Below are 21,313 nucleotides of genomic sequence, written 5' to 3' on the forward strand. Positions count from 1 at the left end.
AAGACAATAGACAAAATGCAATCAAAATTATAAAAAAGAATATATAACCCTTTTTACAAACTAATTAGTACTAAAAACATTTGAGCCCAGCTTTTTTAAACTAGGACAGTTATTTCGGAATTTAAATTATCTATATAAAGCACTTCAGGATTCCTGAGGTGTTTTAAAATTGAGTTTTTTCTGAAATCTTTCGGTGTTATATCATTCAATAAAATTGTTAATTTGACTTTTTAGTTCCACAAACGACATATCTTTTGTGGAAATGTTGTAAATAAGTTCAGTTTTTAGAATTGAGAAAAAGTATTCAATTTCTCTGTTATCCAACGAGTTTCCAACTCTACTCATTGAAATTTTGCCATTCAAGTTTTTTATTGTTTCTAAATATTCCTGACTAGAATATTGTGATCCATGATCTGAGTGAATTACGAAGTCATGTATTTTGGAAAAGTTAATAGAAGTTAAAGAATCAAGAACCAGTTCAACATTATTAGTCCTACTTAGAGATCATCCGACAATCTTTTTGGTTTTATTGTGTAAAACTGCTGACAAAAAGACATGATTTTCCTTAACGTCCTTAGGTGCAGAAATATATGTAACATCGGTTGAAAATGTTTCTTGTTTAAGTCCATCAAAATCTCTTTTCATTAGGTCTGGAAATTTAACATTTGTATTTTTAGATTCTTTTCTTTTTGATTTTTGTCTGATAACACATTTCAAACCAAGTTTCTTCATTCTTCTTCCTATAGTCCTGTAATTAAGTGCTATTCCATGTTTTTTTAATATGTAAAAAGACAGTCTTTCCCTACCGAATCTGAACTTAGTATCTTCCATAGCTTTTTTAATTATTTCCATCTCTTTCTGAATTTGAGATTTTTTAAGTGTCATTTTGTATGACCTTTTTACGAAGTCATAAAAAGTAGATTTTTTAAATAAGAAACATAAAATTAGTTGTGATCTTTTCCTGGATTTGCCTTTCTTTTGGTTTAAAAGTTTTATGGCATCTTGAATTGTAAAATCAACTCCGTTACGATCAAAAATCTCTCTAAACATTTCTATAACAAAAACCATGTCTTCTTTATCAAAAACATCGTAATCTACTTTTCACTCTGGGCTGCTTAGGTCAACCTTTCTTTTTCTTCCTCTTCTTTCGATTGATGGTTTTTTCTTTTCTGGCAAAGTACCTTTTTCTTTGTAATTCATATAATAAATTTTAAATTTTTTATACAAACTTGGTTTACCAAAATCAACAAAGAACTTTTCTTTTATATATAAGAAAAACATCTTGTCTCCATACTTCTCAAAATTAAACTTTTCATAAACTTTAAAGAGTTTTATAAGCATTTCATTGTTTAAGTTTTTCATTCTTGCTCCTTTAGAAAAATAAAAATCGGAATTTCCGATTTTTTTGTCCTAGTTTATTTTTAAGAAAAGCTTGAAAAAAAGTAAAAACCTGCTTTAAAAGTAATAAAATATAGTTGAAAAGTTGGTGATTCGCTACCGAAGACAATAAGCGAGCGATTAAGTTGGTGACTTGCTACCGAAGAAAATAGGCAAAACGTAAAAGTTGGTGATTCGCTACCGAAGACAATAAGCGAGCGATTAAGTTGGTGACTTGCTACCGAAGAAAATAGGCAAAACGTAAATGAACTTTTCGAGAGAGGATTTAAATCCTCTTTTTTCGACAAAATAGAGGAAAAATGAAAAGCAACGTTTTTGATCTTTACTATATAGATTTAAACTATTTAAAATTTTTACACTCAATAGATTCAGAAGTTTATTATTCAGAAAAATATTTAAAAAACAAAAAACCATTTCTTGGAATAATAATGATATTGAACAAAGATATTAATTTCTTTATACCTTTTTCATCTCCTAAAGACAAACATAAAAAATTTCCACAAAGATCCAACTCTTATGTCTTGATGAAGGACAAATCTGGCTATGCATTAGGACTACTGGATATAAGAAAAATGATACCAGTCAGATCGGATCTTTATGAAAAAGTGGATTTCTCTAAGATAAAAGAAAGAGGATATAAAGTTTTACTGTCGAAACAGCTTAAATTTTGTAACGAAAATTTTGACTCAATTAAAATCAAGTCTCAAATAACATATAAAAAACAGACTGAAAGAGAAAAAACACTTAAGTATCATTGCAATTATAAAAAGTTGGAAAATGATATGAAAAATTATAAAAACTAGTTCTTTATAAGTTGTAAAATATGGTTGTAAAATTGATGTTTCGCAACCAAAAACAATATGCGAGCGAAAAAGTAAAAAAAGTGCTCGGTGCCCTTTTTTGATGAGGTACGTAATGAATAAAATTGATTTTAATCTTTATGATATTAATCCTGAATATCTAAAATATTTATACAGTATTGATAAGGAAGTGTACTATATTGAAGGGCACAAAAATACCTTAAAACCTTATTTCGGAGTAATAGTTATACTGAACTCTAAAAATTATTTTTTTATCCCATTAACACCACCAAAGAAAAAATTCTCAAGATGACCAAAAAATTCTAAAAGCTACATTTTTGTTCAAGATAAAAGTGGGTCCATTCTTGGAATGCTAGATATCAGAAAAATGATTCCAGTTAAACAAGGTCTTTTTGTACAAACCGACTTAAATAAAATAACTGATGCAAAATACAAAAATCTACTTTTAAAAAAGATATTGTTTTGTAAGAAAAATAGTCATATTATCTTTTACAAATGCATGAACCTATATCAACAAGTTAAGAGTAGGCGAAAAACTTTTAAATTTCACTGCGATTACTTGGAACTTGAACAAGCAATGAGACAGTATAACCTTAAAAAAGATAAATAAAAAGTGCCTGCTGGCACTTTTTTATTAACGATTAATAATCATGCTTAAGTATTTAAGAATACTATTTTTTTCACCTTCAAATCTGAAGTTACTAATTCTGTAAATTGGATATCCTTTCGAAGCAATGAAATCATCTTTTAATCTGATTTCTAATAAATCATCAATTGTTTTTGAGTCAGTTGAGTCATCTAAAGAAATACCAACTAAGAATTTTTCGTTTTCGTCTAGAATTGCAATATTGATTGCGTATGAACCTATTCTATAGTTAGTTTTAATTTTAATAGGTTGCGTAAATTCTAGTGATTTTAATCATTGCATTACATCTTGTTCAAAGTAAGTTTTGATTCTGCTTAGTGAATCTTTTTCGATTGTTGTGTAAGCCTTTTGTTCTTGTTTGGTTAAATCAAGGAACTCTAATCATTTTTTGAATGTAGTTAGATTTCCTGATCCACCTGAAGACGGCATTACTTCTTCAGCTGTAATTGATTTAATTACAATCATTTTATCTTTAGCACGTGTAATTGCAACGTTTAAAGCGTTACGTCCACCTTTTGTTCCGATGTAAGTTGAAGAAAGAGCTGCTTCTTTTGTATATCCAATTGAAGCAATAACAATATCAGCCTCATCACCTTGAATATTTTCAAGGTTTCTTAAGTAAATTTTATCTTCAAGTAATGAGTAAAGTTTTGGTGATGTTTCAGCAATTACTTCACGAATTGCATCTTGTTGTTTACGGTTGAAAGCTAATAGAATCATTGATTCATATTTGTCAATGTTTTCTTCTGCTAACTTTACTGTTTGTTGTGCTTCAACAATATTACGGTTATTTCTTCAAGAACCATTTACGTTATACACTTCGAGTGGAACGTCAATTAGCGAATTGTATTTGTCAATCCCTTTTAGTTTTGAATCATAGAACTCTTTTGCCGAGAAAAGAATTAATTCCGATGAATTACTTCTGTAGTTCATTTCTAAGAAGAACTTAGGTAAGTTGTTGTGAAGCGCTCAATCAAGCAATGAGTTCACTTCATCTTGTGAGTAATCATCTTCTGAATCATCACGACGACTGAATCAGTTACTTGGTTGCATTTGTTGATCATCACCAGCGACAATAACGTGTTTACTTAGGGCGATGAAAGGAAGTGCTTTTTCAATAAAGATTTGAGATGACTCATCGAAAATTACGTAATCGAATGGTCTTTGATCTTCTTTAATATTTCCTTTTTTGTCTAGGACTGTTTTAAAGGCACTAAAGTCCACAAAGTTTGAAAGAATTTCAGGGGTACCAACAAAGACATTGTAAATATTGTGAATCATATCTTTGTGTTGATTTATTAGAACGTGAGGTGCTGTAATACCACGCGAAATCTTACCAAGGAAAACTTTAAGCTCGTTTTCACCATCTTCTTTTTTGACTTTGAATTCTTCAAGTCTCTTACGAGCTTCAAGCGCAACTTTTTTATACATGTTTTCAAGCTGCTCAGGGGTTGTGTTTGAATTTGTTTTATTGTCAATGTAGTTTTTGTATTTTGACTCAACTTCATCGAAGATTCTTAAAGTATTAAATCTTAGTAATGAACCAATTTTAATGAAGTCCACAACTGAGTATTTTCCTAATTTATCAGCTTTTTTGAATAAGCTTCTAATTTGTTTAGCGTGTGATTTTTTAGATTGAATCTCAAGTTTTGAAGATAATTTTTCAAGACCTTTTTGATTTGCTACATTCAGTGTTGCAATGTAATCTTTGAAAGCTTTAGCTTGCGCTTTTTTGACTTCTTTGTAGTTTTTAGAGTTAGCTGCTTTTTTGAAAACATCATAGTAATCTAAGTAAGCTTCAAGTTCCACCTTATTTTCAAAAGCATTTAAGTGGCTAAATAGTTTCTTAACTTCTTTATAGTCACTTTCAAAACTTTCATCTTTTGCGTTCATGATGTTGTAGTAAGATTTTAGCTCACCAGAGTTAACAAAAGATAAATCTTTTTTAGCGTTAATGTAATCAAATTCTGCTTTTTTCAAGAAGGTTTCTTTATTTTCAGGAATTTTTTCATTAACGTTTAAATCTAACATTTCGCGATAGAAGTTATTTAAAGGACGATAGAAGTAGTTTCTTTCATATTTATTTGCCTTGTTTGTTTCATTAAATTGGAAAACAAGGTCTGAGTATCTACCCATTCTTTTTAGCACGACATCAAGAGCTGCTTTCTTTTGCGAAATAAATAAAGCTCTTTTTCCGTTTTCAAGAATGTTAACAAGAATATTAGCAATTGTTTGCGATTTACCTGTACCAGGAGGACCGATAATAACAGCTGAATTAGTTAGTGCACCAATAATAGCTTTTTCTTGTGAAAGGTCTGTTCTTGCAACACGAATTAGCTTAGCTTCATCAATTAATGCTTGTTTTGCATTTTTCTCGTGATTTGTCAAGTCATCGTTTTTAATTAACTTTTCGATCTTATCTTCAATAATCAAGTTATATAAAGCTTCACGAAGTTTTGTTCCTTGTGGGTGACAAATTGAAAGCACAATACCAGGACTTAAAGTAATTGTTGTATAACTTCCCAAGTCATCTCTTTGCATTTCTTTAAACTTGTCAATCATTTCATTGGTTAAATCGTTTAGCCCGTTAACAATTTTTTCACCTAATACTGATTTTAGTTCTAATGCAGCTTCTTCCAGTGATATATTTTCAGGATTATCAAGAATTGGCATTACAATTCCACTACTTTGCTTTAATACATAGACTAACTTTTCGTTGTAAACAATTGAGTTATCACGGTTAGTTAAAATTACTTTTCCGTTTTTAATCTCTAAATTGACAGCCTTTAATAATAAAGGAGCATAAAGTGAAAGATCATCTTTTGCATAACGAATGAAAAACGTTCCAACAAATAATGGTCAAATTCCAGTTTCTGTATAAATTTCTTGAATCTTATTAATGTTAAATCTTCACTCTTTTAAGAAGTTAACATGTTTATTAGTTAATTTTTCACTAATCTCACCGATGTGTTTTGAAAAGTTTCTTGCTAAATCTTTTTCTAGTTTTACAGGCACTTTATATTTAGCTTCTTGTGCTCAAATCACAAACTCTTCGTATGTTTTAAGATTGTTCAAACGATTAATTTGATCATCTGTGTAAGCACTTGTTAGTTCTACCTCAAACTCTGATTTAACGAAGACTTTTTTAACATCATCTTTCTTGATTATCTTATTTAAATCTTGGTTAATTTTAGACAAATGATAAAAAGTGGCATTATCACCATTTGTTCTAATGTCTAATAAGTTATTTAATAACTTTTTATGCTTTGAATCATTAATTTTCTTTGAATTGGCATTCTTTAGATCGCCATTATTAAACTTGAAAATTCTCGTCAAATTCATTCTTACCTCCATTTGTTAATGAAAACATCATTAGTAAAAAAATTATATATTATCCATAAACTTTTTGACTTAATACCAGATTTTTTTATCTTCTTTTGAACGGTTAAAAATATATAATAAAGAAAACATTTTTAAGGAAAGTTTATGCATACAATTAAGAACATTTTATTAAGAACAAATTATTATGATCAATGATCAGATTTTCAAATTACAGGATGAGTTGTTTCGAACCGTGGAAACAAAAAAATCCGTTTTTTAAGCATCAATGACGGATCAACTGTGGCTAACTTACAAGTTATTTTTAAGGGTGAAGCTTTTGATTTTGATTTATTAGATAAAGTTAATAATGGAGCTGCAGTATCGATCAAAGGAACTTTACATGCAACACCTGAAGCTAAACAACCAATTGAAGTAGTAGCTTCTTCTTTTGAGTTATTAAAAAACACAGAAGATTATCCAATTCAAAACCAAGAGATTTCACTTGAAACATTACGTGAAATACCACACGTTAGACATAGAACTAACTTATTAAAGTCAGTAATGTTAATTAGATCGACTCTTGCTCAAGAAGTGCACCGTTATTTTATGGGTAAAGGTTTTTACTACATGAACAGTCCGATTATTACTTCTAACGATGGAGAAGGAGCAGGTGAAACTTTCAACGTTGATGATTCAAGCAAAGAACCATTTTTTGGTCAAGGTAATAAAGCTACACTAGGTGTTACAGGTCAATTACACGGTGAGTCTTATGCTTTAGGAATGAACAAAATTTATACTTTTGCTCCTACATTTAGGGCTGAACACTCAAATACTAAAAAACATGCTGCTGAGTTTTGAATGATTGAACCTGAAGTAGCTTTCTATGACTTAAATGATGCAATTAATTTAGCTGATGACATGCTAAAAGTTGTAATTAGAAACACAATTGCAAAACACCCGTTTGAATTTAAATACTTAACAGAAAACTACAAATCAGATCTATTACAAAACCTTGAGAAATTTTTAGATAACAAAGTCGCTGTCCTTGATTATAAGGATGCAATTGCAGAACTTGCTAAAGTTAAAGACCGTTTTGAAGAACAAAATATCGAATTTGGTTTAGATTTGGCAACAGAACACGAAAGATATCTATCAGAAGAGCTTATAGGTGGACCTGTTGCTGTTATAAACTTCCCTAAATCATTTAAAGCCTTCTACATGCACCAAAACCCAGATGGCGAAACTGTGGCATCATTTGACATGCTGGTTCCAGGCATTGGTGAATTAATTGGTGGATCACAACGTGAAGTACGTTATGATAAACTGATTCAAAGACTAGAAGAATTAAATATTGACAAAGAAGATCTAAAGTGATACACAGATCTTAGAAAATTTGGAGATGCAGGTTCTTCAGGGTTCGGAATTGGTTTTGAAAGACTTGTTATGTATGTAACAGGAATTGATAACATCAGAGACGCAATTCCTTACCCACGTACAGTAGGAAACATCAGAATGTAGCATTCTGAAAATTTTTTGCAGATAACTAAAAATAATTTAAAATATATATGTTATAGAATCTGTAATATTTGTTTCTAAATATGTGATTTTATACTTTCAATTGAAATTAAGTAAAACTTATATAAGGAGAATAACATGCTTAAGAAAAAAGTTGCAGTTCTAGTATTAGCAGGTCTAGTTGCTGGTGCTGCTGTATCAGCTGCTATCGTAGTTCCAACAGTTGTTGCTTCAAAAAACGCACAACAAAATAAACTACAAGCAGAAAACGACCGTTTATCAAACAGAAATGAAACATTATTAAAAGAACAAGAAGCTTTAGCTAACAAAAACGCATCATTAAGAGATGAGTTAAATACAGCTACATCAGAAGCTTCAAAAGCACGTGCACAAAGAGAAGAAGCTGCTAAAGTTGCTCAAGCAAAAATTGCTGAATTAGAAGCTAAAGTTGCTGAATTAGAAGCTGCTTCTGCACAACCAGCAGAAGAAAAATCAGCTGAAGAAAAACAAGCTGAAAGCGAATTAGTTGCAAAACTAAAAAGAGAAATCTCAGAACTTGAAGAACAAGTAAAAAACCTACGTAGAAACGCTGCTGCTCAATGAGGAGCACCAGCTGAAAAAGCTGCTGAAGCTGAAGAAAGACCTGAAGTTGCAGAACAAAACGCATCTGAAGGTGGAGAAGCTGCTGCTGCTGCTGAAGGTGGAGAAGCTGCTGCTGCTGAAGGTGGAGAAGCTGCTGCTGCTGAAGGTGGAGAAGCTGCTGCTGCTGAAGGTGGAGAAGCTGCTGCTGCTGAAGGTGGAGAAGCTGCTGCTGCTGAAGGTGGAGAAGCTGCTGCTGCTGAAGGTGGAGAAGCTGCTGCTGCTGAAGGTGGAGAAGCTGCTGCTGCCTAATCTCTTATTATATAAGACTAACAAAATTCGGGATTTCCGAATTTTTTTGTTTATTTTTTTTCTATATTCTACTAATTTGTAGTAAAATCTATACATATTACAAAAAAGGAATATGAGAAATGAATATTAACTATTTAAAATTTTTAAATAAGATTGAACTTAAAAGAATTAACACATATGTGATTGCTTTAATCTTATTTATATTTAACTTATCAATATTTGTTATTAGTAAATCTAGTGGTTTGAGCTCTATATGATTTTCAATCTCTTGATTTGCCACTTTATTATTAACATTAATATTAGCTTCGCTAAAATTTGTCAAAATTTTAAGCGAATTAGAAAGCGAAGGTTTAGACTTATTAGTTTTATCTAAACCTATCGCAAGAAAAAGGGTTATAGCATCCAAAATTGGATGATTAACATTATTTGGGTTTGTATGATCTGTTTTTGCAACCCTTACGTTTATATTCACTATAGTTGCAGGAGATATTGCAATTACAAACTTGATATGAGTTTTTGTGGCAGTTTTTTTATGCTACTTAATTTTTGGATCTATTGCTTCTTTAGTTGCCTACAAATTTAGCCAAAAATTATCTACAATTATCCCAATTAGTATTTTTATACCCCTAACTTTTGGTGGTGCAATTATTTCAAGCACATCTACTTCTGAATTAACTGAAATGACAAATACAATTTCAAGACAGTCAAAAAATACAAAGTCAGGTATTGAATCAGACACTAACGGATTCTTCCTAAATAAAGAAAAAAGTCCACTGTATTTGATGCCAAATGGTTATGAAAATAACAAGTTCAAAGATTTTCAAAATGAATATTTAGAAGAAGCAACAAAGGCAAGCAACAGTGGAGCCAAAAAATGACAAACTTACTCATCTTGAGCAGTTCCGTATCAAATGTTTAACCTTGTTGATTCACAATTTAAAGGTTTAAAAGATGTTTTAGCTGCACTTCAAGCTAACGAATCTAAAGTAATCTATAACCCAGTAAACACTTCACTTAATTACCACTACGAACTAAGAGAAGCACAAAATCTTCTAAAAGTTAACGTAAGTAAAGTTGAAGGTACTGAGCTTTTAAAATATGTAGTACCAAACACGCTAAAAAATAGCTCGGTCATTGATGGTCTTGTAAACACAAACATCATTTATGCTAGAAAAGGGGCAAGCGACTTCAATCTAAATTTCCCAGAAGATTCTTATGGTTATGCTAACCCTAATAATTTAGTTGGTGAAATTCAATGATCTAAACTTGCTAGCTTACTTTCAGATTCAAACTTTGCTCTTTGAGCTCAAGAAGTCTTAGATGGGTTTGAAACAAAAGATAAATCAGCACAAGAAATCAAAAACGATTTTCTCAACTTAATTTCAACGAAAACAGAAACAGAAGGAGTTTACCTTCAAGGAGCTAACCCAGAATCTCCTATATCAGATGATGCTATTAAAACCAAATATGTAAAAAATCAAACAGAACAAAAAGTTTACATCGCAACAGCTTTAATTCACTACGCTTACTTTGCTCAATATAACGACATTATAAAGTCACTTATCACTAATGACAATAACGTTATCCAGTCGCAACCATTAACTATATCAATTGATGGATATGACTACCAAATAGGCGGATATGAAAAATACGTAGTAAAACAAAAAGTCGAAAATGATGAGATTAAAGTAAGATATGAACTTACAGAAAGTCAAAACAACTTATTCTATTTAATGGATGAAGTTAAAGAATTTGCTCCTACATCTAAAGTTGTAAACCATGAACTACAAACACTGTTGTGATTAACTATCGCCTTAGTTTTAGTGTTTGCTAACTTCTCTCTATACACAAGAAAGGATTACCGTTAATATGAGTCAACAAATACTAGTTTTAAATAAATTCTCAAAGATTTACGATAAAGGTAAAACAGGTGTTTTTGATGCGTCGTTCACAGTTAAAAAAGGCGACTTTCATGCCTTCATTGGTGAAAACGGAGCAGGTAAAACCACAATCATCAAGTCGGTAATCGGAGCATACACACAATTTGAAGGAGAGATTTTAATTAATAGCATAAGTAACCGTAACCCTAAATCTAGGCAAGGTTTAGGTTACGTTCCAGAAGTTGCCCTTTTTCCTAAAAACGTAACAACATTTAATTACTTATTATCGCTAGGTATGCTTTCAGGAATTTCTAAAGATAGCTGTATTCAAAAAATTGATCACTTCTTAGAAAAACTACAAATTACAAACTTAAAAAATAAGTATCCAACAAATTTCTCTTCAGGTCAAAAAAAGAAAGTGTTACTAATCCAAGCACTATTATGTGACCCAGAAATTATTGTTCTTGATGAACCAGCATCAAACTTAGATGTTAGCGCTAGGTTTGAACTATTCTCAATTTTGGAAGATTTAAATAAACAAGGAATTACAATATTTATCAGTTCGCACATTTTGAGTGAAATTGATAAATATGCAAACTCATTAACATTAATTCACAAAGGTCAAGTTTTATACAACGGTAAAAAATACAATACTTTGGAGAATATTTTCTATGAAAAAGTACTTGAAAGTAACTAGTGTTTTACTAGCCCTTAGCCCTGCCTTTGCTTTTGTGTCGTGTGCAAATGCCCAAGAAACTAAGCAAGAAGTTAAATTCAAAAAAAACGAAAAGGTCGAACATTTTCTTTTCGAAAAATTGGAGTATGATCAAAAACAAAAAACCGATTACTTAAATCTCTTAAAACAATTTGACAGCACTATAAAAACAGAGCTAGAGATTTCACTAATTTGATTTCCGATGTTTAAAACAGATACAAACGAAAATATTGACGTTCGTAAGTCGTTTTACGATGCTAAAAAGTTTATCAACAAAACCTTGAGCGAAAACTGATATTGATATCTTCAAAATCTTAATAATTTAAAATTTGTTTTAACATCTTATGGCGATAACTACTCACAAAATGGATATGATGAAATCTACAAAAACCAAAATGCTTGAGTGTTGAATCAAAAAATTGATTTAGATTTAAACAACTATATCGAAATACCAGTTGCACTTAGACAAAGTTCTAACAATGAACTACAAAGTTTAAAAGCTATCTATTTAAAGGATAAAAAAAACAATATTGCTTTAAAACTTTATTTATACAATTTTAATAACAAAACGCAGATTTTAATATACCCTGAACTATTTAGCTTTGAAGGTCAAGATTTTGCAACGTTTGCTCAAAATCTTGAAAGTGAAACGAAAAAACAATGAGAACAAGCCTTTACAAAGGAACAAGAATACCAAGAGAGTCTTGGCTCGTACACAGAAGAGTCTCGAGAACTTTTAGATAAGACTTTTAGTGATACAAATTTTCTAAAATTTCTTAACGGTAATTCAGCAACTCAAGCAACTTTTGCAGCTGTGGAAGCGTTAAATGCAAACTCAGAAACAAAAATTCATCGTTACAGATTGGTAGGTATAAATGAATAAACTAATTTTTGCATTCCCTTTATTACTTTCAGGTTTAAGCTTAACAGCTTGTTTTAATGCTCCTTACAAAACACAGAGCAATCAAAAACTTGCTGAAATTGCTAAGAAAAACACCGATGCAATCGCTTCACAAGACCAAGAAAAAGTAAAGACTACAAATAATATTATCAATCTAATCTTAAATAAAGCATTTAAGGGTGACACCAACGCGATTGATGCTTATAAAGAAGCTCAAAAAGATGCTTCCTTGCTTGAAAAGTGAAAGAAGCTTTCAGCTAAATTAGAGAAATCTAGCGAACCATTTTATCGTTCAGACTTACAAGAGTTTTACAATCAAAACTGATTATTCATTTTGCAAAACATTGATAAAGCATACGGAAGGTATGAGTCATGATACTTTCTAGAACCAGCGATGTTAATCACAACTAATGAATACCCACAAGGTATCAAACATAGTGATGAGTATTTAAATTCGCTACCAATTTTAAGCGAGAAACAAAAAGCAGAATATAACTATTATCCTGCTAATAACTATTGAGATGAACTTAAAACAGGAGAAGAAAGTTCTGAGCTATTAGACGCAACTGTTTTCTACTTGAAAAAAGGTAAAATAATCCTTCGTTTTGAAATCCAAAACGAAAATGAAGACCCCGAAATGCATATGACAATACAAGGAATCTATTTCAAGGATGCAAAAACCGAAGTATCCATTTCACTTTTTAATAACCTTTATCACAATGCTGTATTACATTCAAATGATATTAGACCATTCAGAGAATTTGAAGTTGATTTAATCAAAAATAAGCGTTATGGTCAGCCTGCAACAGTGTTGTTGCTAATGAGAGGTGCAAATGAAAATTAAAACCTTGTTGAGCATTGGATCGCTTAGTATACTGCCTTTAGTTTTTATGTCTTGTTCACAGCAAGTGGGATCTAAACAAGAATTAAAAAGAGAGATTCAGCCATTTTTCAAACTAAAAGCAACAGATAGCTTATCTTGAGATAATTTCTTAAAACAAAAACCAATTGTTTACTTACTAGATAGTCTCTTTGATAATCAAGAAGCAAGGAATGACTACATTCAACAACAAATGGAACTTGATGAACAAAACTCACTAAAAGAACTAAAACAAGCATTGGTTTTTGCCAACGGAATCACAACTTCATATGGTCACTCAGGAGGATTATTCTCACCTCAACCTACTGCAGCTAAAGAATCAAAGAAAATTTTACAAGATCAGTATTTAAAGCAAAACTGATTATGAGTTTTATTCCACGTTGATAAATTGAAGTATTTCTATTACCCAACATTAGATCTCTTTTCTTCAAGCTCATCAAACTATGATCTCGAAAACAAAGAACAAAGTTTACTTTCTGGATCATTCGTACAAAGCCCTTCCAACAAAATTCAGAATTTTGGTTCGCAAGTATATAACTCTGAAGAAGATGAATATGAAGAAAATATCTTTTTAGAACTAGCTAACGGAACAATACTAAATGCACAGATCAAACAAGATTTCTATGACGAGAAAAAAGTAATACAATTAAGCAGTTATATTTTCCAATTCACTAACCCTGAAAAAAATCCATTCTCAATTGATCAGTGAATTAATCAAACTAAAAGCTTTTTAGACAAATCGGCAAATAACGTGAAAACGATCGCTTTTAACGACGCTTACGGTGGAGCACCTAAACGTTTCACTCTAATAGACGTGAAGGCAAAATAAAAACTACCAACAGGTAGTTTTTTTGTTGATTTTGGGTTTAAAGTGCTCACTTCTCCAAATAGCACTATCCAAAATTAACTATTTTTTACTTTTTAATGATTGGTTTAATTCTTTAAGTTCTGCAAGGATTAATTGATCTGTAGATGGAGCTGCAGGAGCTGCTTCGACTACTGGTTTTTTAGATTCACGGTAGTGAACGATCATGAAGTATCCAACTAATAGAACGAATAATAGGAATGTAACGATTACAAAGTTTAGAACTGTTCCAAGGAATTTTCCAATTTTCATTCCGTAAACTGCTCATTTTTCTAATTCTTGTGATCCCATTGCGTTTGCAATAGCACTCATGATAATGTCGTTTGCTAAAGATGCAACAACAGCGTTAAATACAGTTCCTAATAATAAACCAATCGCTAATAATAACATGTTTCCTTTTTTAAGGAAATTATTAGCACTTTTTACTGATTTTTTAAACATAGTCTATATTATAGCAGAAATTAAATTTTGAACAAACTTCTTTTTTGGAGGGTGTCTTCAGAAATGAAGCTCTTGTAATAGGCTTCATTCATAATGATTCCTAGATATAAAAAGTAAGTGTAAAAACCAATGAAAAGTGATAAAAACATAAATATTCCGATTGGTCCATATTGTCCAAAAGATGCAAAACGCGCTATAACTCCAAGCAATAACAGCAAGCTTCAGCAAGGAACACTTGCGATAATTACTCCAATTTTGACATCTTGTATTCTCAATTTAAAGGAAGGTGTGAACTTGTACATTAAAAACATACCAAGTGTAACAAAAGGTATTGATAAAACTGCAATAATAGCAAATTGCTTAGTACTATCTTCAATCACCAATGATACACCTTCATTTACTAGTGAAATCGAATGGGTCGATTTGGAAATCAAAAATGCAAAAACAGTCCAAAAACTTAAGTACACCGAAATCGCACAAACAACGAAAAAACCTTTAAGACGGTTACCGATGCTTGTTCCTGTGTATTTATGTTTATAAATAATGTTTTGAGATGAAATTAATTTTCCATAACCGTTGCTTGAAAACCAAATTGCTGACAAACAAAGGAAAAACAAAGACGAACCCCCAAGGGCTGAAGACTTTTGTGTGTCTTCGATTTGCTGCGTTATCGCCTGAATTCCTGGAATAATTGTTGGCAGTATTATATCTAATAAAAACTTATGAATTGGACCAATAAATGAAAAGACATTAAGGAAAAGATAGCTAATCATCACAATTGGAACAAAAGATAAGATAAAGTACATCGTGTTAGATGAAGGCATGAATGCAAATTCGCGCGATGCAAACCTTTCATAAGCACGATCAATCATCTCGTTTGATTTGGTTTTCTGTTTACGATATTTATTAAAAATGGTTGTAATAATCAAGAACTTGATAAAGGTCTTTAAAAGTACTTCGATAGGATTAAAATTCAGAAGTGGTTTTCAAATTATGTTGTGATAGAACTTGTCTTTTTTTATGTCTCTTTTGAGAGTAAGAGATACTCTTTTGTGTTTACGAAAGTATTTCTTATAAGAGTTATTTTTTTGATAAAACATCTTTTGCGATTGAATCTGCAACAACAGGCGAAATTTGACCACCTGATATTTTCATTAAGTGTCCTAAAATCATTTTCAGAACTCTTTCTGGACGCTCTTTGTACTCCGTAACACTTTCTGGCTTAATTTCTAGATATTTTTCAATTTCAGATGTAATTAAAACAGGATCAATAATTTGAGCTAAATTATGTTGATCAACTAGGTCTTTAACTTCTCCGTTAAAATCTGGAAGAAGGCTGATTAGTTTTTTGAGTGATTTACCTGATATCACTTCCTGATCAAGAAGTTCAAGAGCACTTTTAATATGTTCAGGTTTTACATTTAGGTCATACGCATTTTTTGACTGTGCGTTAGCCATAGAAACCAATTCTGCAAAAAATACTTTTGATAATTTTTCACGATCTGAGTATTGAATTGAATCAAAATATTTTGATAACTCAATATCATTTAATAAACTTTTTACATAAATCGGATTGATTTTTTCTGATTCGTATCTTGCTTTTTTAGCCTTTGGCATTTCAGGAAGCTCTACAGAAGAAATAAATTCTGGAGAAAGCTTAATGAAGGGAATATTTGGTTCTGGAAAATATTTGTAATCTGCAGTTCCTGTTTTAACACGCATTGTTACAGTTTGATTGCTTTGATCATCAAAACGTTTAGTCTCCTGTAAAATTGCTTCACCTTTTAGTAGTTTGGTTGTTTGTAATTCTATTTCATACTCAATTGCTTTTTTAATGTTGCTTAAAGAGTTCATGTTTTTTATTTCAACTTTAGTCCCGAAGTAATTAGTACCTTTTGGTCTTAGTGAAATATTAATATCTGCACGAAGCGAACCTTGCTCTAATTTAGCATTAGAAATACCTAATGTCAAAACCGTTCTTCTGATTGCATCAACATATGCATAAGCTTCATCAGCAGAATGAATTGTTGGGTGAGAAACAATCTCAATTAACGGAACACCTGCACGATTGTAGTCGATTTTTGTCCCTTCGTCGCTGTGGTGTTGACGGGCAGTATCTTCTTCTAAGTGGATTCTTTCGATTTCAATTTCTTTTGTTGAATCATCAGGTAATGTAATTTCGATTTTTCCGTTTGAACCGATTGGTCTAAAAAACTGGGTAATTTGGTATCCTTTTGGTAAATCTGGGTAGAAGTAATTTTTACGATCGAAATGCAGTTCATCATCGATTTTCATATCAAGCGCTTTGGCAAGAGCAACACCAGATTTAACAGCTTGTTTATTAACTAATGGTAAAGTACCTGGATAAGCAAGGTCGATGTGGTGCGCTTTTGTATTTGGATTTGCTTCAAAATCAATTCCAGCAGGAGAAAACATTTTTGTTTTTGTTGAAAGTTCAACGTGAATTTCAATTCCAATGATAACGTCAAAATTATTTTTCATCATTTCCTCCATTTTGGATTACCCCTTCAACTCAAAGAGCGTGTGACAGTAGTTTTTCATCATTGTATAAAAAGCTATCAATCGCCAGGTTAAAAGGTAGGTGATCTTTTTTAGCTAAAGGTATTGAAAGAGAAGGGTTACCCACAAGGTTCGCACCTGTTAGAATATAATCCATAAAATCATATGATTTGTTTTTGCTTGAGTCAATATAAGGGGCTACTGCTGCCGAAGCTGGATAAATTAAAATATCACCTTTTCTTTGAAGTTCCTCAAGGTAATTTTTAATCACTCTTCTTACCTTTTGAGCTTTAATAAAGATTTTTTCTTGATTTTCTGTGTATAAATAAAAACTACCAAGAGTTAATCTCCTTTGTACCATTTCACCAAAGTTTTTTGTTCTTGTTTGAGTCATAATGTCAGCTCAATTGTTTGAGTCTTGACGATTCCCAAAAGCAATTCCGTTAAGATTTGCTAAATTGGATGACGCTTCTGAATATGAAATGATGTCATAAACAGGTTTGATAGCTCTCAGAATATCTTGATTAACAGAAACCAGTTCTACTTCAACATTTTTTGATTTTAGTTGATCTAGTAACTTTTCGTATGCGTCTGCAACATAAGGCTCTACAAAGCTTGATAAATTTAAAGCAACTACTTTTTTAGGCTTTAATTCAGTAATATTTGCAATAGCAACTTCCTTTGAAGTCATATCTTTTGAATCTTTGCCATAAACAACTTGAGAAACTAATGCTGCATCGTTGACTGAGTGAGTAAAGTAAGCGTGTGTATCTAAAGAAGAAGCGTAAGCGAATAGACCATAACGTGAAATTGCTCCATAAGAAGGTTTGAAACCAACAACTCCGTTGTAAGAAGCAGGAAGACGAACACTATCTCCTGTATCACTACCAAGTGAAAAGGCGATGTTTTTGGTAAAAGTTGCAACCGACCCTGAAGATGAACCACCTACCAACCTTTGAGAATCAAGTGGATTTGTGATTAAACCAAATGCTGAAAAAGTTCCAGTTCCACCTAAGGCGAGTTCATCGTGATTAACTTTAGCGATCGGTAATGCACCTGCTTGAACTAGTTTTTCAACGATTGTAGCGTCGTAAGAAGGTTGGAAACCTTCAAGTATTTTACTTGAAGCAGTTGTAGGGGCGTTTTTTGTAGCAATGTTGTCTTTTATTGTAAAAACGGCGTTTTGTAAAACACCTTTGTTCTCATTTTTGGTTTGAAATAAGTACTTTAAGGCGTTATTAGTATCTGCTTGGAGTTCTTTTTGTGCTTCTTGTCAGTTTCCTAATTTTTGCATTTTAAGCATTATTGAACCACCTTCCCAGTAATTATGTAATCACCATCACTTTCTTTTGCATTTTCTAAAATTTGCGATTTAGAGACTGATCAAGACATATCTTCTTCATCTTCACGAAGAAAATCGATTTGGTATGACTCATCTATATGTGTCATTGCTGCTATATTATCAGTATTAATTTTGTCTAATCAAGTTATCTGCTCTTCAATTTTGTGTCAGTCATCTTCCAAACCATTTAAAACATCTTGAGTTGGTTCTAACATTAAAGATTTGGCAATTTCTTTAAGTTTGTCTTTTGATATTTCTTTCATTACTCTCCTATCATTTAGGCTCTGAAACAAATTCAGATTTGTTTAAGTATGCTAATTCATCACGTAATTTGTCGAATTTAACAATGTAAGAATGCAACATTAAACGTTCATGTTTTTTACCACCATATTTACGATCGCCTCAAATTGGACAATTAATTGCTGAAAGCGATAAACGAATTTGGTGTTTACGTCCTGTTGTAATTTGTGCAAACTTACGCTTTTTCTCGATATAAAGAATTGTTTCGAATGGTTTTGACCCTTCGACAAACTTTTTGCTAAATGACATTTTTTTCTTGGCTTCATTTTTGTAGATATAACCCGAAACCACTTGTTTTTCAACATTGAAATCGCTTTTAAACATATAGATTTTAGTTAGCGTATTTTGGCGTTCTAATTGTTTTTGTGTTTTTAAGTTTTTGGCATAAACCACAAGACCACTAACTTCCTTGTCCAATCTTCCAATGTGCGAAGGCACAAAAGAATCGACTTTTTTGAACTTTAAATATTTTAGAACTTGCATATCAAGCGAATTGTCTTCTGAGTGCATGGCAATATTGATTGGTTTGTCAACGACTAAAATATTTTCGTCTTCGTAAACATTCTTGAACTTAATTTCAACGCTCTTAAAATCGAGATCGTTGTTTGTTTGGTGTGCTTCGGTCTTTGAAATTCCATAAACCATAATTTCATCGCCCATGTTAACGATTGTGGTTTTTGATACTTTACGATTGTTGTTGATTTTAACGTCGTTTTTACGGAAAATTCGTTCGATTCTTGAAGCTGGAATTGCCTCAAAATAACGAGAAAGAACCTTGAGTAAGGTTCTGCCGTCGTCATTTTGTGTTGCTTTAAATTTTGAAAATTCCATTAAAACTCCCTTTGACTTCCGTATAAATCAAAGTCTTCTTGTTCTTGCTCTTGTGTGTCAATGTAGTTAAAATCTTTCAGTGGTGGTAATTCTGATAGTGATTTGATTTTGAAGTAATCATAAAATAAGTCGGTAACTCCATAAAGCGTTGGATTTCCTGGTGTAGAAGCTCTACCAACTTCTTTAATAATACCTTTGATTAATAATGTCTGAATAATATTGTCCGAAGAACGACCACCTCTTATGTTTGTGATTTGACCTCTTGTAACTGGCTGTTTGTAAGCAACGATTCCTGCGACCTCTATTGCTGAGTTTGAAAGTCTTTGACGGTTATTCATGTTAACCATTTTGCTAACATACTCCTTCATACTTTCTCTTGTTGCAAGTTTGTAAACATCGTTAAATTCAACCACTTTTAATCCACGCTCTTCTGCGTTATATTCCTTAATGAAATCCATGACAATTTTTTTAGCTTCCATTAAATTACTTAAGTTGAAAATATCTTTCACTTGTTCAAGAGTTAAACCTGCATCTCCTTGAACGTATAACAACGCTTCTAAAATTTTATTTTTCATATTCTGGACCTTTTTCAAATCTAAGAAGTCCAAATTGTTCTTCTTGGATAATAATTATTTTTTGTTTTCTAGCTAAGTCTAAAACGGCGATTAATGTTACAACAAAATGGCTTAAGCTTGGAACGTCAAAAACTTCTTCAAAAGTTGCTTTTTCTTTGTTTTTAAAAATTTCAAGAACACGTGGTTCCATATCTTTTGGTGTTAACTTAAAACTTTGAAAATGTGTCATTCTCAGTTTTTCAGCATAAACACGTTCAAACATTTTACGAAGTGTTGACATTAGTTTTAACATGTTAGAACTACCGTCAAGTTTTGATGATTGCGAGTTATCAATTCAGTACTCGTCTAAATCGCTTTGTTTTTTAATAAAGATGTCACCTCTTAACACTTCTTGTTCACGTAGTGTTGAAGACACTTGTTTGAATTGTTGATATTCGATCAAGAGTGCAAGCAACTCATTTTTATCTTCTTCAACTTCTTCTTTAGCTTTTGGTGTTTCAAGAAGGCTTTTAGCTTTTATTTGTAACAAAGTGGAAGCCATAACTAGATATTCACCTGCGATGTCTATTTCATTTTCTTGTAAATTCTGAATAATATTTAGGTATTGAGTACAAAGTTCAATTAAATCAATTTCGAGAATGTTGATTTTCTTGTCTTTTACAAGAGTTAATAGAAGATCTAAAGGACCATCGAAGTCCTCAAGCTGAATGTCATACTTATTTTGTGATGTCATTATAATTTGCTTTCAACAATTTTTTGCACTCTACTTGCTAAGGCATCCGTTTCTTGTGTGATTAATTCAGAAGCTTTAATTGGTTTGTGGAAAATAACTTCAACCTCTACACGACCTTTACGTTTTGAGTTAAAAGCTTCTTTTGAGTTTTTAATTGTTGTCGGAATAACGCTTAAGTAATTTTTTTGGGCTACTTTAAAAGCGCCTGCCTTAAATTCACCTAAAGCATCAGTTTTAACTCTTGTTCCTTCTGGGAAAACAACACCAAACGTTTTGTTTTCTTTAATATATGCTCCAAATTCATTCATTGTTCTTAAGGCTTCTCTGAAGTTTTGACGGTCGATTGTAAAAGTGTCTAATAAGGACATAGTATTACGCATCGTTTTTTTCTTTTCAAGTTCTTTTTTGGCAACGAATGTTGCTAATTTATCAAAGTGATCTGGTCCTTCTTCTTGTTTTTCTAGTGCAGCTAAAATTACAAGTGGATCGATATTTGATTTGTGGTTTGGTGTAATAAGAGCTGGACCATTTTTAGGTAGATTTTCATAACCTGTCACTTTTAAATCAACATTATAAATTTTGATTAACTTTTTTGCGTACCTTAATAACATTGTATTTCTTTGTTGTGGTAAATACATGTCTGGGTTTTTGTGATATTTTCTTGCTGTTGAATTAATTTTCATTACTCTGAACATTCATACAAGACCAAAAATTATTTTTTTGAATTTTATACTCATT

General features: G+C 31.6%; 20 protein-coding genes. 9 read left to right on the forward strand and 11 right to left on the reverse strand.

Annotated elements, in window-relative coordinates; all coding sequences use genetic code 4:
- Positions 1-126 precede the first annotated feature (126 nt).
- Positions 127-1,362: an IS3 family transposase gene (locus K4L35_RS00915; protein ID WP_221617329.1), complete on the reverse strand. Its 1,236-nt coding sequence runs from the start codon at positions 1,360-1,362 to the stop codon at positions 127-129.
- A 335-nt stretch (positions 1,363-1,697) separates the two neighbouring features.
- Between K4L35_RS00915 and K4L35_RS00920 the strand changes: the two genes are divergently transcribed.
- Both K4L35_RS00920 and K4L35_RS00925 read left to right on the forward strand, forming a co-directional pair.
- On the forward strand, positions 1,698-2,201 hold the full coding sequence (locus K4L35_RS00920; protein WP_221617710.1) for a type III toxin-antitoxin system ToxN/AbiQ family toxin: 504 nt from the start codon (positions 1,698-1,700) through the stop codon (positions 2,199-2,201).
- 112 nt (positions 2,202-2,313) lie between these two features.
- Positions 2,314-2,829: a type III toxin-antitoxin system ToxN/AbiQ family toxin gene (locus K4L35_RS00925; RefSeq protein WP_221617711.1), complete on the forward strand. Its 516-nt coding sequence runs from the start codon at positions 2,314-2,316 to the stop codon at positions 2,827-2,829.
- Positions 2,830-2,853: 24 nt separating this feature from the next.
- Here the strand turns inward: K4L35_RS00925 and K4L35_RS00930 are convergent, their stop codons facing one another.
- Positions 2,854-6,207 carry a DEAD/DEAH box helicase gene (locus K4L35_RS00930; RefSeq protein WP_221617712.1) on the reverse strand — a complete coding sequence of 1,118 codons (3,354 nt, stop codon included), beginning with the start codon at positions 6,205-6,207 and terminating at the stop codon, positions 2,854-2,856.
- 144 nt (positions 6,208-6,351) lie between these two features.
- Here K4L35_RS00930 and asnS point away from each other — a divergent pair, with 144 nt between their 5' ends.
- From asnS to K4L35_RS00965, 7 genes are all read left to right on the forward strand, one after another.
- The gene (gene asnS / locus K4L35_RS00935; RefSeq protein ID WP_221617713.1) at positions 6,352-7,704 is read left to right on the forward strand and encodes an asparagine--tRNA ligase; all 1,353 of its coding nucleotides are present in this window, start codon (positions 6,352-6,354) and stop codon (positions 7,702-7,704) included.
- 135 nt (positions 7,705-7,839) lie between these two features.
- Positions 7,840-8,592: a hypothetical protein gene (locus K4L35_RS00940; RefSeq protein ID WP_221617714.1), complete on the forward strand. Its 753-nt coding sequence runs from the start codon at positions 7,840-7,842 to the stop codon at positions 8,590-8,592.
- A 119-nt stretch (positions 8,593-8,711) separates the two neighbouring features.
- The gene (locus K4L35_RS00945; RefSeq protein ID WP_221617715.1) at positions 8,712-10,460 is read left to right on the forward strand and encodes an ABC transporter permease; all 1,749 of its coding nucleotides are present in this window, start codon (positions 8,712-8,714) and stop codon (positions 10,458-10,460) included.
- Position 10,461: 1 nt separating this feature from the next.
- The gene (locus K4L35_RS00950) at positions 10,462-11,169 is read left to right on the forward strand and encodes an ABC transporter ATP-binding protein (protein ID WP_221617716.1); all 708 of its coding nucleotides are present in this window, start codon (positions 10,462-10,464) and stop codon (positions 11,167-11,169) included.
- Entirely contained in the window at positions 11,144-12,070 is a 927-nt protein-coding gene (locus tag K4L35_RS00955; protein ID WP_221617717.1) for an aromatic motif membrane protein, read from the forward strand. Before K4L35_RS00950 ends, K4L35_RS00955 begins: the two co-directional genes overlap by 26 nt.
- Complete coding sequence (locus K4L35_RS00960) at positions 12,063-12,932, forward strand: aromatic motif membrane protein (protein WP_221617718.1); 870 nt, start codon at positions 12,063-12,065, stop codon at positions 12,930-12,932. Before K4L35_RS00955 ends, K4L35_RS00960 begins: the two co-directional genes overlap by 8 nt.
- Complete coding sequence (locus tag K4L35_RS00965) at positions 12,922-13,797, forward strand: aromatic motif membrane protein (protein WP_221617719.1); 876 nt, start codon at positions 12,922-12,924, stop codon at positions 13,795-13,797. The genes K4L35_RS00960 and K4L35_RS00965 overlap by 11 nt, the downstream gene beginning before the upstream one ends.
- Positions 13,798-13,875: 78 nt before the next feature.
- Here K4L35_RS00965 and K4L35_RS00970 read toward each other — a convergent pair whose 3' ends face one another.
- Genes K4L35_RS00970 through K4L35_RS01010 form a run of 9 tightly spaced genes read right to left on the reverse strand, consistent with a single transcriptional unit; the run spans position 13,876 to position 21,312 of the window.
- Entirely contained in the window at positions 13,876-14,274 is a 399-nt protein-coding gene (locus K4L35_RS00970) for an MscL family protein (protein ID WP_221617720.1), read from the reverse strand.
- Between the two features lie 20 nt (positions 14,275-14,294).
- Positions 14,295-15,374 carry a YihY/virulence factor BrkB family protein gene (locus tag K4L35_RS00975; protein ID WP_221617721.1) on the reverse strand — a complete coding sequence of 360 codons (1,080 nt, stop codon included), beginning with the start codon at positions 15,372-15,374 and terminating at the stop codon, positions 14,295-14,297.
- Positions 15,355-16,779 (reverse strand): Asp-tRNA(Asn)/Glu-tRNA(Gln) amidotransferase subunit GatB, encoded by a 1,425-nt coding sequence (gene gatB, locus K4L35_RS00980; protein ID WP_221617722.1) that lies wholly within the window; start codon positions 16,777-16,779, stop codon positions 15,355-15,357. Before gatB ends, K4L35_RS00975 begins: the two co-directional genes overlap by 20 nt.
- Positions 16,766-18,097 (reverse strand): amidase family protein, encoded by a 1,332-nt coding sequence (locus K4L35_RS00985; protein ID WP_255558984.1) that lies wholly within the window; start codon positions 18,095-18,097, stop codon positions 16,766-16,768. Before K4L35_RS00985 ends, gatB begins: the two co-directional genes overlap by 14 nt.
- Positions 18,097-18,399, reverse strand: coding sequence for an aspartyl/glutamyl-tRNA amidotransferase subunit C (locus K4L35_RS00990; RefSeq protein ID WP_221617723.1), 303 nt, complete (start codon positions 18,397-18,399; stop codon positions 18,097-18,099). The genes K4L35_RS00985 and K4L35_RS00990 overlap by 1 nt, the downstream gene beginning before the upstream one ends.
- Positions 18,400-18,406: 7 nt before the next feature.
- Positions 18,407-19,267: a pseudouridine synthase gene (locus K4L35_RS00995; protein ID WP_221617724.1), complete on the reverse strand. Its 861-nt coding sequence runs from the start codon at positions 19,265-19,267 to the stop codon at positions 18,407-18,409.
- The gene (scpB, locus tag K4L35_RS01000) at positions 19,267-19,842 is read right to left on the reverse strand and encodes an SMC-Scp complex subunit ScpB (protein WP_221617725.1); all 576 of its coding nucleotides are present in this window, start codon (positions 19,840-19,842) and stop codon (positions 19,267-19,269) included. The genes K4L35_RS00995 and scpB overlap by 1 nt, the downstream gene beginning before the upstream one ends.
- Positions 19,832-20,575, reverse strand: coding sequence for a segregation/condensation protein A (locus tag K4L35_RS01005; protein ID WP_221617726.1), 744 nt, complete (start codon positions 20,573-20,575; stop codon positions 19,832-19,834). Before K4L35_RS01005 ends, scpB begins: the two co-directional genes overlap by 11 nt.
- Positions 20,575-21,312, reverse strand: a complete 738-nt coding sequence (locus K4L35_RS01010) for a 1-acyl-sn-glycerol-3-phosphate acyltransferase (RefSeq protein WP_221617727.1) — start codon at positions 21,310-21,312, stop codon at positions 20,575-20,577. The genes K4L35_RS01005 and K4L35_RS01010 overlap by 1 nt, the downstream gene beginning before the upstream one ends.
- Between the last annotated feature and the right edge of the window lies 1 nt (position 21,313).

This window comes from Mycoplasma sp. Ms02, assembly GCF_019720735.1.
Classification (GTDB): Bacteria; Bacillota_I; Bacilli_A; order Mycoplasmatales; family Metamycoplasmataceae; genus Mycoplasmopsis.